This window comes from Pseudomonas morbosilactucae, from assembly GCF_023241715.1.
In the GTDB taxonomy this organism is placed as follows: Bacteria; Pseudomonadota; Gammaproteobacteria; order Pseudomonadales; family Pseudomonadaceae; genus Aquipseudomonas; species Aquipseudomonas morbosilactucae.
The window spans coordinates 124,543-139,984 of sequence record NZ_JALQCW010000006.1 but is presented as its reverse complement, the minus strand read 5'-3'; the positions used below and the strand labels follow the sequence as shown (position 1 = coordinate 139,984).

Genomic DNA, 15,442 nt, shown 5'->3' with positions numbered 1-15,442 from the left:
ATCTCCTCAGGCGGCGTTCTTGAGTTTCGGGTCCAGCGCATCGCGCAGGCCGTCGCCCATCAGGTTGATTGCCAGCACGCTGAGCAAAATGGTGAGTCCGGGCAGGCTCACGACCCACCAGGCGCGTTCGATGTAGTCCCGGGCCGAGGCCAGCATGGTGCCCCACTCGGGCGTGGGCGGTTGCACGCCCAGGCCGAGGAAGCCCAGGGCCGCGGCGTCGAGAATCGCCGAGGAGAAACTCAGGGTGGCCTGGACGATCAGCGGCGCCATGCAGTTGGGCAGCACAGTGATGAACATCAGGCGTGGCAGGCTGGCACCGGCCAGGCGGGCGGCCGTCACGTAGTCGCGGTTGATCTCGCCCATCACTGCGGCGCGGGTCAGGCGCACGTAGGACGGCAAAGACACCACGGCAATGGCGATCACGGTGTTGATCAGGCCTGGGCCGAGGATGGCGACAATCGCCACGGCCAGCAGCAGGGACGGCAGGGCCAGCATGATGTCCATCAAGCGCATGATGGTCGGGCCCAGCAGCCGCGGGAAGAACCCGGCGAACAGGCCGAGGAGGATCCCCGGGATCAGTGACATGACTACCGACGACAAGCCGATCAGCAGCGACAGGCGTGAACCCTGGATCAGCCGTGACAGCAGGTCGCGGCCCAGTTCATCGGTGCCTAGCAGGAACTGCATCTGCCCGCCTTCGAGCCAGGCCGGCGGCGTCAGCAGGAAGTCGCGGTATTGCTCGCTGGGGTCATGGGGCGATACCCATGGCGCGAAAATCGCGCAAAAAATCACCAGCAACATAAACAGCAGGCCGGCCACGGCGCCCTTGTTACGGGAAAACGCATGCCAGAATTCTTTGTAAACCGAGGGGTAGAGCAGGCTTTGATCGACTGCTACCGAAGGCGTGGGTGTGCTCATGGTCTTGATCTCAGCGCTGATGACGGATGCGTGGGTTGGCAAAGCCGTAGAGGATGTCCACCACGAAGTTGACCAGGATCACCAGGCAGGCGATCAGCAGGATGCCGTTCTGTACCACCGGGTAATCCCGGGCGCCGATGGCTTCGATCAGCCATTTGCCGATGCCGGGCCAGGAGAAGATGGTTTCGGTCAGCACGGCGCCGGCCAGCAGGGTGCCGACTTGCAGGCCGACCACCGTCAGCACCGGAATCAGCGCGTTGCGCAGGCCGTGGACGAACACCACCCGGGCCGGCGACATGCCTTTGGCGCGGGCGGTGCGGATGTAGTCTTCACGCAGCACTTCGAGCATCGACGAGCGGGTCATGCGGGCGATCACCGCCAGGGGAATGGTGCCCAGGACGATGGCCGGCAGGATCAGGTGATGCAGGGCGTCGAGGAAGGCGCCGGGCTCGTCGGCGAGCAGGGTGTCGATCAGCATGAAACCGGTCTTGGGCTCGATGTCATAAAGCAGGTCGATGCGACCGGAGACGGGGGTCCAGCCCAGGCTGACGGAGAAGAACATGATCAGGATCAGGCCCCACCAGAAGATCGGCATCGAGTACCCGGTCAGGGAGATGCCCATCACCCCATGGTCGAACAGCGACCCGCGCTTCAAGGCGGCGATGACCCCGGCCAGCAGCCCGAGGATCCCGGCAAACAGCAGGGCGGCCATGGACAGTTCCAGGGTCGCGGGGAACAGCGAGGTGAACTCGCTCCACACACTGGTGCGGGTACGCAGGGATTCCCCCAGGTCGCCCTGGGCCAGCTTGCCGATATAGTCCAGGTACTGGGCGTACAACGGCTTGTTCAGGCCAAGACGCTCCATGGCCTGGGCGTGCATCTCGGGGTCGACCCGACGCTCGCCCATCATGACTTCCACGGGGTCGCCGGGAATCATGCGAATCAGGGCAAAGGTCAGCAAAGTGATGCCGAAGAATGTGGGGATCAGCAACCCCACACGGCGGGCAATAAAACTAAACATCGTTGGGTGTACCTCATCAGCCGGTTAGGCGTGCCCGTGGTCGTTGGGGTCAACGGCAACGGGCGTTTCTTATCACTTCACTTGTGTGGTCGCGAAGTTGTTCGTGGTCAGGGGGCTCATGTGGTAGCCCTCGACGTTCTTGCGCATGGCCGTGAATAACTTCGGGTAGGCCATGGGAATCCAGGGTTGATCCTGGTCAAAAACCACCTGGGCTTGTTCATAGAGCGCAGCCCGTGCGGCCGGTTCAGTGCCCGTGCGGGCTTTGTCGATCAAGTCCTGGAACGCCTGATTGCACCAGCGGGCGTAGTTTTCGCCGTTTTTCGCCGCTTCACAACTCAGGTTAGGCGTGAGGAAGTTGTCTGGGTCGCCGTTGTCGCCGGCCCAACCGGCGGACACCATATCGTGCTCGCCATTTTTTGCACGCTTGAGCATCTCGCCCCACTCCATGACCCGGATGTCCAGCTTGAGGCCGATCTTCGCCAGGTCGGCCTGCATCATCTGTGCCCCCAGCAACGGATTGGGGTTGGTCGGCCCGCCGCCGTTACGGGTAAACAGGGTCAAGACCGTGCCGGGTGGCACCTGGGCTTGCTTGAGCAGGGCGCGGGCCTTGTCCAGGTCCCGGGGCGGGTTCTTCAGGGCATTGTTGAAGCCTAGCAGGGTCGGCGGGTAAGGCCCGGTGCCGATCACTGCGGAGTCCGGGCCATACAGGCTGCTGATGTAGGCCTCTTTGTCGAAGGCGATGTTGATCGCCTTGCGCACCCGCACGTCACTCATGAACGGCCGGGTGGTGTTCATGGCGATGTAGCCGGTGGTCATGGCCGCCATTTCATCGACCTTGAGGTTGGGGTCGGCCTTGATGCCGGCAATGTCATCGGGCTTGGGGTAGAGGGCGATCTGGCATTCGTTGGCCTTGAGTTTCTGCATGCGCACGTTGTTGTCGGTGGTGATGGCAAAAATCAATGGGTCGGCGGGGGGCTTGCCGAGGAAATAGTCCGGGTTGGCCTTGAAGCGCACCTGGGCGTCCTTGGCGTAGCGGTTGAAGACGAAGGGGCCGGTGCCGATGGGTTTGCTGTTGAGTTCGGCGGTCTTGCCAGCCTTGAGTAACTGGTCGGCGTATTCGGCCGGGTAGATCGAGGCAAAGGCCATGGCAATGTCGGCCAGGAACGGTGCTTCGCGGCGGGTCAGGGTAAAGGCCACGGTGTGTTCGTCGACTTTTTCGACGCTTTTGAGCAGCGCCTTGAAACCCATGCTTTCGAAATACGGGTAACCCACGCTGGATTTGTCGTGCCAGGGGTGTTTGGGGTCCAGTTGGCGCTGGAAGCTCCAGACCACGTCGTCGGCATTCAGGGGGCGGCTGGGGGTGAAGTAGTCCGTGCGGTGGAACTTGACGTCCTGGCGCAGGTGGAAGGTGTAGGTCAGGCCGTCCGGGCTGATGTCCCAGGATTCGGCCAGGGATGGTTCGATGTCCGTGGTGCCGGGCTTGAAGCCCACCAGGCGGTTGAAGATGGTTTCCGACACGGCGTCGCCGGTGACGGCGGTGCTGTACTGGACCATATCGAAGCCTTCCGGGCTGGCTTCGCTGCAGACCACCAGGGGCTTGGCCGACACACCGGCGGCGATGCTCAGCAATGCGGCGGCAATTGCCGTTTTCAAGGGATGCACGTTCATGGAAAACCCTCTGCCATCAATGGAAGCAGATTAGCTGCAATGGCGGGCCCGTCATGGGCCCGCCAGGCCACTGCCGCGTTAGAGAATGTTGAATGGAATGGTGGTCACCATGCGGAACTCGTTGATGCTGCCGTCAGCCTGGTTTTCGCTGGCCCGGTGGGTGGTGTAGGTGGCGCGGATCGCGGTGTCCTTCAGCGGCCCGCTCTGCACCGCGTAGGAGGCGCCGATGCCGTATTCGTAGTGGCTTTCGCCGTCCATGGTGCGCACGCCAAACACCGTGCCGTCTGCCTTGACCCCGCTGTAGGCGGTGCCGTTGTAGTGGGTCCCGTCGATGCCCCAGCCGCGAGCCTGGTAGAGGTTGAATTTCAGGCCGGGTATTCCGTATTCGGCCATGTTCAGGCCGTAGGCGATCTGCAAGGATTTCTCGTTCGGGCCGTTGAAGTCCGACAGCAGGGAGTTGGCCAGGTAGATGCCGTTGGTTTCGTGCAGGTAGTCGAAGTACTCGTTACCGGCCACTTCCTGGTAGGAGAAGGTCAGGCTGTGGGCCTGATGGGTCAGCCCCAGTGAAAGCGAGAAGGTGTCGTTGTCGATCTCGCCCATGGCTTTTTTGCCGGTGTCGACGGTCTTGTAGTAGTTCAGGCCGGTGGTCAGGCTCAGCACCGAGCTGTCGCCCAATTGGTGAGTGGCGCCGACGTAGTACTGGTTCCAGAAGTCTTCGACCTGGGTGGCGTAGAGGCTGGTTTTCAGGCTCTTGAGCGGCTGGTAGTTAAGGCCGGCGATGTTGACGTGGTCGGTTTCGATCTTGCTGTTGACGCTGTATTCGCTGCGGAACTTCGACAGGCTCTGCTCGCTGCGTGGTGACACGCGATCGAAGGTGCCGAGGTCGAACGACAGGTTGTTGAACTCTTCGCTGTGCAGGCTCACCCCTTCAAAACTCGACGGCAGCGGACGGTTGCCAATGACGTCGACAATCGGCGTGCTGAAGTTCTGGCGCCCGGCGGTCAGGGTGGTGTTGGAGATCCGCGCCTTGACGTTGGCCAGGCCCAGCTTGCTCCACTGGTCCACGGCATCGCCGTTGGTGTGGGCCAGGGTGCGGTTGGAACCGCCGGCAATGTCCTTGCGGCTGCGGTCCAGGGCAACGGCGTTGTAGGCCGCGACTTCGGTGCTCAGGCCCACGGTGCCCTGGGTAAACCCTGAGCTGTAGTTGAGGATGGTGCCCTGGACCCAGTTGATCCGCCGCGACGAGGTGCGGGTCTCGCCGTGTTTTTTATATTCGTAGCGGGCACCGCGCTGGAGAACCTCGTTGGAGTACCAGTTGCGCGTGCTGCCCGACAGGCTCTGGCCGTCGATAAAACCCTGGGCCTCGGCCTGGGCATTGCTGCTGTTCAACTGGGTCGGAACGAATACCTGGCTGACGCTTTCGGCATGGGCGGCGGCGCTGAGGCTGCTGATCGCCAGGACGAGTAGCGTGCTGTGATTCGGTTTCATGCTGTAGCTCCTTGGGTTTCTTTTTTTATCTGCCGGCCTTTTTTGCTTGAACCGGCTATGGGTGTGGAACTCATTCAGGTTGGTGCAAACGTTTGCCTATGGCGCCAAGGCCAAATCCAGGCAAAGCGCCAGCGTGAGGGCGACAAGCGCCCCCAGGGTTTTGCTTCAGGGGTTATGGGGCCAGGCTGACGCCGGAGAAGACGTTGCGGCCGAAGGGGCTGACTTTGAAACCTTCGACTTTGGCGCTCAATGGCTGGCTGACCGTGGAGTGGGCAATCGGCGTGATCGGCACTTGCTGCTTGAGCAATTGCTGGGCCTGTTGGTAAAGCAGGCTGCGTTGCTCGCGGTCGGTGATCACCTTGGCCCGTTTGATCAGTGCGTCGTAGGCCGGGTTGCACCACATCGAATAGTTGTTGCCGCCAATGGCGTCGCAGCTGTAGAGGGTGCCGAGCCAGTTATCCGGATCGCCGTTGTCACCGGTCCAGCCGATCAGGCTGATGTCGTGCTCGCCATTCTTGGTGCGCTTGATGTACTCGCCCCATTCATAGCTGACGATTTTTACCTTGAGGCCGATTTTCCCCCAGTCCGACTGCAGCATCTCGGCCATCAGCTTGGCGTTGGGGTTGTACGGACGCTGCACGGGCATGGCCCAGAGGGTGATTTCGGTGCCTTCCTTGACCCCGGCGCCTTGAGCAGCTCACGGGCTTTTTCCGGGTTGTAGGCGGCGTCCTTGATGCTTGGATCGTAGGACCATTGGGTGGGCGGCATGGCGTTCGTCGCCAGTTGCCCGGCCCCCTGGTACACGGCGTTGAGGATGCTCGGTTTGTTCACCGCCATGTCCAGGGCCTGGCGTACTTCGAGTTGATCGAAGGGTTTGTGCCGCACGTTGTAGGCGATGTAGCCGAGGTTGAACCCGGGCTTTTCGATCAGTTGCAGTTTCGGGTCGTTTTTCAGCGCCTCGATGTCGGCGGGGCGCGGGTGCAGGGTGACCTGGCACTCGCCGGCCTTGAGCTTTTGCACGCGCACCGAGGGGTCGGTGTTGATGGCGAAGATCAGGTTGTCGAGCTTGACCCGGCTTGGGTCCCAGTAGTGTTTGTTGGCGGTGTAACGGATTTGCGCGTCTTTCTGGTAACGCTGGAACACGAACGGCCCGGTGCCGATGGGCTTCTGGTTGATCTCACTGGGCTTACCGGCCTTGAGCAGTTGCTCGGCGTACTCGGCGGAGAGGATGGCGGCGAAACTCATGGCGATGTTCTGGATAAAGGCGGCGTCCACCGAGTTCAGGGTCATGACCACGGTCATGGGCCCGGTCTTCTCGACCTTGGCGATGTTCTTGTTCAGGCTCATGCCGTTGAAGTAGGGAAACTCGGTCGGGTAGGCCCGGCGGAAGGGCTGCTCGGGGTCGAGCATGCGGTTGAAGGTGAACAGCACGTCATCGGCGTTGAAGTCGCGGCTGGGGGTGAAATACGCGGTGCTGTGGAACTTCACTCCTTCGCGCAGGTGAAAGGTGTAGGTCAGGCCGTCATCGGAAATATCCCAGCGTGTGGCGAGGCCGGGGACCACCTGGGTGGCGCCTTTTTCAAATTCGGCCAGGCGGTTGTACAGCGGCTCGGCCGCGTCGTTGTCGGTGGCGGTGGTGTATTGCGCGGTGTCGAAGCCGGCCGGGCTACCTTCGGAACAAAACACCAGGCTCTTGGGCGCGGCCTGGGCGGCGCCGGCGAGCAGGCTGCTGCCCAGCACTGCGGATAAAACCAAGAAATGACGCATCACGGTCCTGCTCCTTTCTCGTGTGTTGAGCCATGGGGGTTCGCTCCCTCCAGGGAGCGACAACTGCCCATGGCTTCCAAGCCATTGATTGCCGCAAGTGCTAGACCGCGGATGCAGGACTGCCAGGCCATGACGGTAGAGACCGTAAAGCGCGGAGTAAATGCATGGAGCCTGAAAGGCTTGTAGGAAACGCCTGAATATTCAGCTGCAACCCCGTTGCCGGAGATGCGCTGATGTCGGTCGTGCCCTTGAGCCTGGCGGATAGCACCGCGACGACGTCAGATGACGCCGTCGCGGCCGGATCCTACTTGCTGACGCTGACGCCGTAGAAGGAATTCAAGCCAAAGGGGCTGATCTTGAAGTCCTGTACGGTGTTGCGCATGGGTTGATACACCGTCGAGTGAGCGATGGGGGTCAGGGGGACCTGTTCCTTGAGGAGGTGTTGCGCCTGCTTGTACAACTCGGTGCGCTTGGCCTGGTCCGGCGTGGCCTTGGCGGCCTTGATCAACTTGTCGTAGTCGGCGTTGCACCACTTGGAGAAGTTGTTGCCGTTCATGGCGTCGCAACCGAACAGGGTGCCCAGCCAGTTGTCGGGGTCACCGTTGTCGCCGCTCCAGCCAATCAGCATGGCGCCGTTTTCACCGGCCTTGGAACGCTTGATGTACTCGCCCCATTCGTAGCTGACGATCTTGGCCTTGATGCCGATCTTGGCCCAGTCGGACTGGATCATTTCGGCCATCAGCTTGGCGTTGGGGTTGTAGGGGCGCTGGACCGGCATGGCCCACAGGGTAATTTCGGTGCCTTCCTTGATGCCGGCTTCCTTGAGCAGGGCCTTGGCTTTTTCGGGGTCGTAGGGCACGTCCTTGATGCTGGTGTCGTAGGACCATTGGGTCGGCGGCATGGCGTTGACCGCCAGTTGCCCGGCGCCCTGGTAAACGGCCTCGATGATCTGCGGCTTGTTCACCGCCATGTCCAGGGCCTGGCGGACTTTGAGCTGGGCCATGGGGTTGGGCTGGTCGCTGCCCTTGATCTTGTCCATCACGTTGTAGGCGATGTAGCCGAGGTTGAAACCGGCCTGGTCAGGCATCTTCAGGTTGCTGTCTTCCTTGAGCGGCTTGATGTCCGCCGGGCGTGGATAGACGGTGACCTGGCATTCGTTTTTCTTCAGCTTCTGCATGCGCACCGAGGCGTCGGTGGTGATGGCGAAGATCAGGTTGTCGATCTTCACGTCATCAGGCTTCCAGTAGTCCTTGTTGCCGCTGAAGCGGATGTTGGAGTCTTTCTGGTAGCTCTTGAACACGAACGGGCCGGTGCCGATCGGCTTCTGGTTGAGGTCGGCAGGTTTGCCTTCCTTGAGCAGTTGCGCGGCGTATTCGGCGGACTGGATCGAGGCGAAGCTCATGGCGATGTTCTGGATAAAGGCCGCGTCCACGGTTTTCAGGTGGAACTTGACGGTCTTGTCGTCGATTTTCTCGACCTGGGTGATGTTGCTGTCCATGCCCATGTCGGTGAAGTACGGGAACTCGGTGGGGTAGGCCTTACGGAACGGCATGTCTTTGTCGAGCATGCGGTTGAAGGTGAACAGCACGTCGTCGGCGTTGAATTCACGGCTCGGCTTGAAGTACGGGGTGGTGTGGAATTTCACGCCGTCGCGCAGGTGGAAGGTGTAGGTCAGGCCGTCATCGGAGATGTCCCAACTGGTCGCCAGACCGGGGATGACGTTGGTGGCGCCGCGCTGGAATTCCGCCAGCCGGTTGTAGACCGTTTCAGCGGCCGCGTCGAAGTCAGTGCCGGTGGTGTACTGGCCAGGGTCGAAACCGGCGGGGCTGCCCTCGGAGCAGTACACCAGGTTGCCCGCTGCGTGGGCGAAGGGTGCGCTGGCAAGCAAGCCGGCGCCGACTAGGAACGGAATGACCGCGTGTTTAAGCATGTTGGCCTCATGATTTGTTGTCATTTTTGGAATGAGAGTGCGACCTCGTGAGTCGACCCTGAAGATACTTATGCAGGGCCCGTACCCATTGCAAGACGTGCTATGACCGCAAGTCTTAAAGAATGGTACGAACGTACAGGAATGTCGCATATGTGTAACTTCTGACGCATTTGATCGTTTGCGAGCGGGTTTTTCGATGCAATTGCTGCACTGGGGTGGGACAACCGGGTGCATTTGGCGCACCCGGTTGGGGCTTGAGTGTTACTTTTTCAGGCTGACGCCGTAGAAGGGCGTGAGGCCGAACGGGCTGATCTTGAAGTCCTGAACCTCTTTGCGCAGAGGCTGGAATACCGTGGAGTTGGCAATCGGCGTGATTGGCACTTGCTGCTTGAGAATCTGCTGAGCCTGCTGGTAGAGCTTGGTTCGCTCATCACGGTCGTTGCTGACTTTGGCCTTCTGTATCAGTTGATCGTAGGCCGGGTCACACCATTTGGCGTAGTTGCTGCCTTTGACCGCGCCGCAGCTGTAGAGCACGCCCAGCCAGTTGTCTGGGTCACCGTTGTCACCGGTCCAGCCGTAGATCATCACGTCGTGCTCGCCGTTCTTGGCGCGCTTGATGTACTCGCCCCATTCATAGCTGACGATGTTGGCCTTGATCCCGATCTTGGCCCAGTCCTGCTGGATCATCTGGGCCGACATGCGCGCGTTGGGGTTGGAGGCGCGCTGCACGGTCATGGCCCACAGGTTGAGGGTGGTGCCGGGCGCTACACCGGCTTCCTTGAGCAGGGCCTTGGCCTTTTCCGGATCGTGGGGCGCGTCCTTGATGCTCGGGTCGAATGACCACTGGCCCGGTGGCAGGGCGTTCTGTGCCAACTGCCCGGCGCTCTGGTACACCGCCTTGATAATGGCCGGCTTGTCGATGGCCATGTCCAGGGCCTGGCGCACCTTGAGCTGATCCAGCGGCGCGTGGGTCACGTTGTAGGCGAGAAAACCCAGGTTGAAGCCCGGCTGCTTGAGCACCGTCAGGTTGGGGTCTTTTTCCATCACTTCAATGTCGGCCGGGCGTGGGTAGCCACTGACCTGGCATTCGCCGGCCTTGAGCTTCTGCAAGCGCGCGGCGGCATCTGGGGTGATGGCGAAGATCAGGTTGTCGATCTTCACGTCCTCGGGTTTCCAGTAGTCCGGGTTGGCGCTGTAGCGGATCTGCGCGTCCTTCTGGTAACGCTTGAACACAAAGGGGCCGGTGCCGATCGGCTTCTGGTTGATGTCTGCGGCCTTGCCCTGCTTGAGCAACTGGGCAGCGTATTCGGCGGACTGGATCGAGGCGAAGCTCATGGCCAGGTTCTGGATAAACGCGGCATCGACGTTGTTCAGGCTGAAACGCACGCTGTGTTCGTCGACTTTATCGACGCTCTTGATCGTGGTGTTCAGGCCCATGTCGGTGAAGTACGGCGACTCGGACGGGTACGCCTGGCGGAACGGGCTTTGCGGGTCCAGCAGACGCTGGAACGTGAACACCACGTCGTCGGCGTTGAATTCGCGGCTGGGCTTGAAGTAGTCGGTGCTGTGAAACTTCACACCCTGGCGCAGGTGGAAGGTGTAGCTCAGGCCGTCCTTGGACACGTCCCAGGAGGTGGCCAGGCCGGGCTCGACTTCGCTGCCACCACGCTTGAACTGGGTCAGGCGGTTGAACACGGTTTCGGCCGAGGCATCGAAGTCGGTGCCGCTGGTGTACTGGCTGGGGTCGAAGCCGGCCGGGCTGGCTTCCGAGCAATAGACCAGGGTCGATGCGGCCTGCGCCATGGGCGCACAGGCCAGCAGGCCGGCGGCGAGCAGCCAGGGTTTGAACGTGATTCTTTCCATGGATTCCCCTTAGAGGGCCGCACTAGACGGCCGAAACAAAAACGGCGGTGACCGAGGTTACCGCCGTTTCGGGGGGACTTGGAACCTTTACGGCATCAGCACTTCAATCGAACCATCTGCGCTCATGCTGACCTGGCTGGTGCCGGCCTCGACATCCGGGGTCACCGGCGCGGAGTCCATGCTGGCGGCCTTCATCATCATCGGAGCCCGCTCGTAAGGCTGTGGATAACCGTTGCTGTTGAAGTTCAGGTTGACGATCTTGTAGCCCTTGCCGCCCAGCGCTTCGGTGGCCAGTTGAGCACGGGCCTTGAAGGCGTTGACCGCGTCCTTGAGCAAGGCGTCTTCGCTGGCCTTGCGGGTCGGGTCGGCGATGGCGAAGTTCATGCCGGACATTTTCAGGTCGCCCAGCAGTTCACCGGTCAGCTTCGACAGGGCGGCGAAGTCCGAACTTTCCAGGCGCAGTTCGGCACGCTCGCGCCAGCCGGTGATTTTCTGGCCTTTGCCGTCGTAGATCGGGTAGCTGTTGCGGCTGCCCTGGCGCAGGGCGATGTCCTTGACCTGGCGCGCCTGGCCCAGGGCCTTGTTCATGGTGGTGCTGATTTCTGCCGCCAGCTTGGCCGGGTCGGCATTTTGCGACTCGGTGTACAGGGTGACGATCATCAGGTCGCGCGCCACTTCCTGGCTGACTTCGGCGCGCAGGGCAATCTGGTTGTAGTGAAGTTCATCGGCGGCCACGGCCGGCAGGCTGGCGAGGGCGCTGAGGCTGAGGGCGAGAAGGGCGGCGCTGCGACTGGAATGGTGCATTGAAACTCCTTGAGTGCGGTCCGCAGGATAAGGGCAGAGCCTGCGTGAATCCTTCAGACAATGGGGGGCAGCGGCAAGTTTCAAGCGGCCGGCTGCACGTTGAGAACACTTACGCTTTTAGCTCAATGCGTGCAGCTTGCAACTGTTTTTCTGTGACGCTTTGCCGCAGTTCTGCCTGTGCAAGGTGCGCCTTGGTTATACTTGCGCGGATTCGCCTGGAGCGCTCATCAGGAGAGCTCATGCTCGCCCCCGTACAGTTGTTGTCCGCCACCCGTCAGAACCTCTGGCGCCTGACGTTTATCCGAACCTTGGTCCTGGCCGCTCAAGCCGGTTCGGTGGGGCTCGCCTACTGGTTCGACCTGCTGCCGTTACCCTGGCTGCAACTGGCGGTGACCCTGGTGTTTTCCATGGTCCTGTGTGCCTTCACGGCCATTCGCCTGCGCACCTCGTGGCCGGTGACAGAGCTGGAGTATGCCCTGCAACTGGCCTGTGACCTGTTTATCCACAGCGCCTTGCTGTATTTCTCCGGCGGTTCGACCAACCCCTTCGTCTCCTATTACCTGGTGCCGCTGACCATCGCCGCCGTGACCTTGCCCTGGCGTTTTTCAGTGGTGCTGTCGGGCATCGCCCTGACCCTCTACACCTTGTTGCTGATGCAGTTCTACCCGTTGGAGACCTTCCCCGTGGCCCGGGAGAAGATGCAGATCTACGGCATGTGGCTGAGCTTTGCCCTGGCCGCCGCCGTGATCACCTTCTTTGCCGCGCGCATGGCCGAGGAGTTGCGTCGCCAGGAAGAGCTGCGCGCCATCCGCCGCGAAGAGGGCCTGCGCGATCAGCAATTGCTGGCCGTGGCCACCCAGGCCGCCGGTGCCGCCCACGAACTGGGTACGCCCCTGGCGACCATGAGTGTGCTGCTCAATGAAATGAGCCAGGACCACCTCGACCCATTGCTGCAGGACGATCTGAAGGTGCTTCAGGACCAGGTCAAACTGTGCAAGCAAACCCTCCAGCAACTGGTGCGCGCCGCCGAGGCCAATCGCCGTTTGGCGGTGGAGGTGCAGGACGTCACTGTGTGGCTGGATGAAGCGCTGAACCGCTGGCACCTGATGCGCCCGGAAGCCAGTTATCGCTTCCTGCTGCTGGGCCAGGGCACGGTGCCACGCCTGGCGCCACCGCCGGACCTGACCCAGGCCCTGCTCAACCTGCTGAACAATGCCGCCGATGCCTGCCCCGAAGGGCTGGAGGTGCAGTTGGGCTGGGATGAAGAAAACCTCACCATCAGTATTCGTGACCACGGTCCCGGCGTACCCTTGGCCATCGCCGAGCAGATTGGCAAACCGTTTTTTACCACCAAGGGCAAAGGTTTCGGCCTCGGCCTGTTTTTGAGCAAAGCCAGCGTGACCCGCGCCGGCGGCTCAGTGAAACTCTACAGTCATGAGGAAGGCGGTACGCTCACCGAGCTGCGTCTGCCCCGTGTCGCCCCAGGAGAGCAACATGAGTGACGAGATCCAAGTCGAAGGCGAAGAACTGCCGCATTTGCTGCTGGTGGACGACGACGCCACCTTCACCCGTGTGATGGCAAGGGCCATGAGTCGCCGGGGGTTTCGTGTCAGCACCGCCGGCTCCGCCGAGGAAGGCCTGCTTATCGCCCAGCAGGACCTGCCGGACTACGCGGCCCTGGACCTGAAAATGGACGGCGATTCCGGCCTGGTGCTGCTGCCCAAGCTGTTGGAACTCGACCCGGAAATGCGCGTGCTGATCCTCACCGGTTATTCGAGCATCGCCACCGCCGTGGAGGCGATCAAACGCGGTGCCTGCAACTACCTGTGCAAGCCGGCGGACGCGGACGATGTGCTGGCCGCGCTGCTTTCCGAGCACGCCGACCTCGACACCCTGGTGCCGGAAAACCCCATGTCGGTGGACCGCCTGCAGTGGGAGCACATCCAGCGCGTGCTGACTGAACACGAAGGCAATATCTCCGCCACTGCCCGGGCCCTGGGCATGCATCGCCGCACCTTGCAGCGCAAATTGCAGAAGCGGCCGGTTCGTCGCTGAACCGCAACTGAACGAAAGTCTGCCGGGCATCGTGAAGAAGTGGGCCGATCTACTATGATCGGCCTCATACTTTTCCCCATCCCAACCGAGCCTGAACGATGAATCAGAACGCTGAATACTCTGCGGTCAACGATACGGTGCGCGGCGCTTTTTTCCGCCGGGTCTGGGCAATGACCACGCCTTACTGGCGCAGCGAAGAGAAGGGCAAGGCCTGGTTGCTGTTGATTGCCGTGATCGGCCTGTCGCTGTTCAGCGTGGCCATCTCGGTGTGGATCAACAGTTGGTACAAGGACTTCTACAACGCCTTGCAGAAGAAGGACGAAGCGGCGTTCTGGCAGCTGATTTTGTACTTCTGCGGTATCGCCGCCGTGGCGATCCTCGGCGCGGTCTATCGCTTGTACCTGACCCAGATGCTGACCATTCGCTGGCGGGCCTGGCTCACGGAGAATCACTTTGCCCGTTGGCTGGGGCACAAGAATTACTACCAGTTGGAGCAGGGCGGTTACACCGATAACCCGGACCAACGGATTTCCGAAGACCTCAACAGCTTTACCAGCAGCACCCTGTCACTGGGCCTTGGCCTGATTCGCACCGTGGTCAGCCTGGTGTCGTTCTCGATCATTCTGTGGGGCGTGTCCGGCAGCATCGAAGTGTTCGGCTACACCATTCCCGGCTACATGTTCTGGTGCGCCCTGGTGTACGCGGTGGTGGGCAGTTGGCTGACGCACCTGATTGGCCGGCGCTTGATCGGTCTCAACAACCAACAACAACGCTTTGAAGCCGACCTGCGGTTCTCCATGGTGCGTATCCGCGAAAACGCCGAGAGCATCGCCCTGTACAACGGCGAGAAGAATGAGAACCAGCGCCTGAGCAGCCGCTTCGGCAAGGTCTGGCACAACTTCTGGGACATCATGAAGGTCTCCAAGCGCCTGACCTTCTTCACCGCCGGTTACGGCCAGATTGCGATCATCTTCCCGTTTATCGTCGCCGCGCCCCGTTACTTCGCTGGCAAGATCGAACTGGGCGAGCTGATGCAAATCAACTCGGCGTTCGGCAACGTGCAAGAGAACTTCAGCTGGTTCATCAGTGCTTACTCGGAACTGGCAGCCTGGCGCGCCACCTGCGACCGTCTGCTGAGTTTCCGCCAGGCCATGAACGACAACGAGGAACGCCTGCCGGCAATTGACGTGCAGAACCAAGGCGAGGCCCTGCAGGTGCACGACCTGGGTCTGGACCTGGCGGACGGCCGGCACCTGTTGGCCGGTGCCGAGATGACCGTGGCCCAGGGCGAGCGACTGATGCTCAGCGGGCGCTCCGGCAGCGGCAAGAGCACCTTGCTGCGGGCGATGGGACGGCTGTGGCCTGCCGGCCATGGCGCGATTCGCATGCCCGACCAGCGTTATCTGTTCCTGCCGCAAAAGCCCTATCTACCCATTGGCAGCCTGCGTGAGGCGTTGAGTTATCCACAGGCGGGCGACACCTATGCCCATGAGCGTTATGTGCAAGTCCTGGAGACCTGCCGCTTGCCGCACCTGGTCGCGCGCCTGGACGAAAGCAATCACTGGCAGCGCATGTTGTCGCCGGGCGAGCAGCAGCGTCTGGCTTTTGCCCGGGCCCTGCTCTATGCACCGCAGTGGCTGTACATGGACGAGGCCACTTCAGCCATGGATGAGGAGGACGAGGCGACGCTGTACCAGGCCTTGATCGATCAACTGCCGGGCTTGAGCGTGGTCAGTGTCGGCCACCGCAGCAGCCTCAAGTGTTTCCACCCTCGGCATATCCGCATTGAACAAGGGCATTTGATCGAGCAGTCGCTGCCTGCTTGAGGCCTGAGTCATTGCCAGCGGCGCCTTGAGGGCGCCGCTTTTCGTTCGTCTTGAATTCGGCGGCGGGGGCCGGTTGTTCAACCACAATCGCAAACGCTGGCT

General features: G+C 61.4%; 10 protein-coding genes and 1 pseudogene. 3 read left to right on the top strand and 8 right to left on the bottom strand.

Features of this window, described 5'->3' with window-relative positions:
* Positions 1–6: 6 nt before the first annotated feature.
* The 8 genes and pseudogenes from M1B34_RS03915 to M1B34_RS03880 form a co-directional block, all read right to left on the bottom strand.
* A complete protein-coding gene (locus M1B34_RS03915) occupies positions 7–918 on the bottom strand; it encodes an ABC transporter permease subunit (protein WP_268263895.1) in 912 nt (303 codons plus the stop codon).
* 10 nt (positions 919–928) lie between these two features.
* The gene (locus M1B34_RS03910; RefSeq protein ID WP_123337247.1) at positions 929–1,939 is read right to left on the bottom strand and encodes an ABC transporter permease subunit; all 1,011 of its coding nucleotides are present in this window, start codon (positions 1,937–1,939) and stop codon (positions 929–931) included.
* 72 nt (positions 1,940–2,011) lie between these two features.
* The gene (locus M1B34_RS03905) at positions 2,012–3,607 is read right to left on the bottom strand and encodes an ABC transporter substrate-binding protein (RefSeq protein WP_268264476.1); all 1,596 of its coding nucleotides are present in this window, start codon (positions 3,605–3,607) and stop codon (positions 2,012–2,014) included.
* A gap of 78 nt (positions 3,608–3,685) precedes the next feature.
* Entirely contained in the window at positions 3,686–5,095 is a 1,410-nt protein-coding gene (locus M1B34_RS03900; protein ID WP_268264475.1) for an OprD family porin, read from the bottom strand.
* A gap of 172 nt (positions 5,096–5,267) precedes the next feature.
* Positions 5,268–6,862, bottom strand: a pseudogene (locus M1B34_RS03895) (ABC transporter substrate-binding protein).
* A 304-nt stretch (positions 6,863–7,166) separates the two neighbouring features.
* A complete protein-coding gene (locus M1B34_RS03890; RefSeq protein WP_268264474.1) occupies positions 7,167–8,792 on the bottom strand; it encodes an ABC transporter substrate-binding protein in 1,626 nt (541 codons plus the stop codon).
* Positions 8,793–9,053: 261 nt separating this feature from the next.
* Complete coding sequence (locus M1B34_RS03885; protein WP_268264473.1) at positions 9,054–10,655, bottom strand: ABC transporter substrate-binding protein; 1,602 nt, start codon at positions 10,653–10,655, stop codon at positions 9,054–9,056.
* A gap of 87 nt (positions 10,656–10,742) precedes the next feature.
* Complete coding sequence (locus M1B34_RS03880; RefSeq protein WP_123337236.1) at positions 10,743–11,459, bottom strand: SIMPL domain-containing protein; 717 nt, start codon at positions 11,457–11,459, stop codon at positions 10,743–10,745.
* 239 nt (positions 11,460–11,698) lie between these two features.
* Between M1B34_RS03880 and M1B34_RS03875 the strand changes: the two genes are divergently transcribed.
* From M1B34_RS03875 to M1B34_RS03865, 3 genes are all read left to right on the top strand, one after another.
* Positions 11,699–12,961: an ATP-binding protein gene (locus tag M1B34_RS03875; protein WP_123337234.1), complete on the top strand. Its 1,263-nt coding sequence runs from the start codon at positions 11,699–11,701 to the stop codon at positions 12,959–12,961.
* On the top strand, positions 12,954–13,514 hold the full coding sequence (locus tag M1B34_RS03870; protein WP_123337232.1) for a response regulator transcription factor: 561 nt from the start codon (positions 12,954–12,956) through the stop codon (positions 13,512–13,514). Before M1B34_RS03875 ends, M1B34_RS03870 begins: the two co-directional genes overlap by 8 nt.
* A 98-nt stretch (positions 13,515–13,612) precedes the next feature.
* Positions 13,613–15,340 carry an ABC transporter ATP-binding protein/permease gene (locus M1B34_RS03865; protein WP_268264472.1) on the top strand — a complete coding sequence of 576 codons (1,728 nt, stop codon included), beginning with the start codon at positions 13,613–13,615 and terminating at the stop codon, positions 15,338–15,340.
* The last annotated feature ends 102 nt before the right edge of the window (positions 15,341–15,442 follow it).

What these genes read in the sequence shown, in the direction of transcription:
- M1B34_RS03915 (WP_268263895.1), bottom strand. Translation starts at nt 918, where the DNA reads ATGAGCACACCCACGCCTTCGGTAGCAGTCGATCAAAGCCTGCTCTAC.
- M1B34_RS03910 (WP_123337247.1), bottom strand. Translation starts at nt 1,939, where the DNA reads ATGTTTAGTTTTATTGCCCGCCGTGTGGGGTTGCTGATCCCCACATTC.
- M1B34_RS03905 (WP_268264476.1), bottom strand. Translation starts at nt 3,607, where the DNA reads ATGAACGTGCATCCCTTGAAAACGGCAATTGCCGCCGCATTGCTGAGC.
- M1B34_RS03900 (WP_268264475.1), bottom strand. Translation starts at nt 5,095, where the DNA reads ATGAAACCGAATCACAGCACGCTACTCGTCCTGGCGATCAGCAGCCTC.
- M1B34_RS03890 (WP_268264474.1), bottom strand. Translation starts at nt 8,792, where the DNA reads ATGCTTAAACACGCGGTCATTCCGTTCCTAGTCGGCGCCGGCTTGCTT.
- M1B34_RS03885 (WP_268264473.1), bottom strand. Translation starts at nt 10,655, where the DNA reads ATGGAAAGAATCACGTTCAAACCCTGGCTGCTCGCCGCCGGCCTGCTG.
- M1B34_RS03880 (WP_123337236.1), bottom strand. Translation starts at nt 11,459, where the DNA reads ATGCACCATTCCAGTCGCAGCGCCGCCCTTCTCGCCCTCAGCCTCAGC.
- M1B34_RS03875 (WP_123337234.1), top strand. Translation starts at nt 11,699, where the DNA reads ATGCTCGCCCCCGTACAGTTGTTGTCCGCCACCCGTCAGAACCTCTGG.
- M1B34_RS03870 (WP_123337232.1), top strand. Translation starts at nt 12,954, where the DNA reads ATGAGTGACGAGATCCAAGTCGAAGGCGAAGAACTGCCGCATTTGCTG.
- M1B34_RS03865 (WP_268264472.1), top strand. Translation starts at nt 13,613, where the DNA reads ATGAATCAGAACGCTGAATACTCTGCGGTCAACGATACGGTGCGCGGC.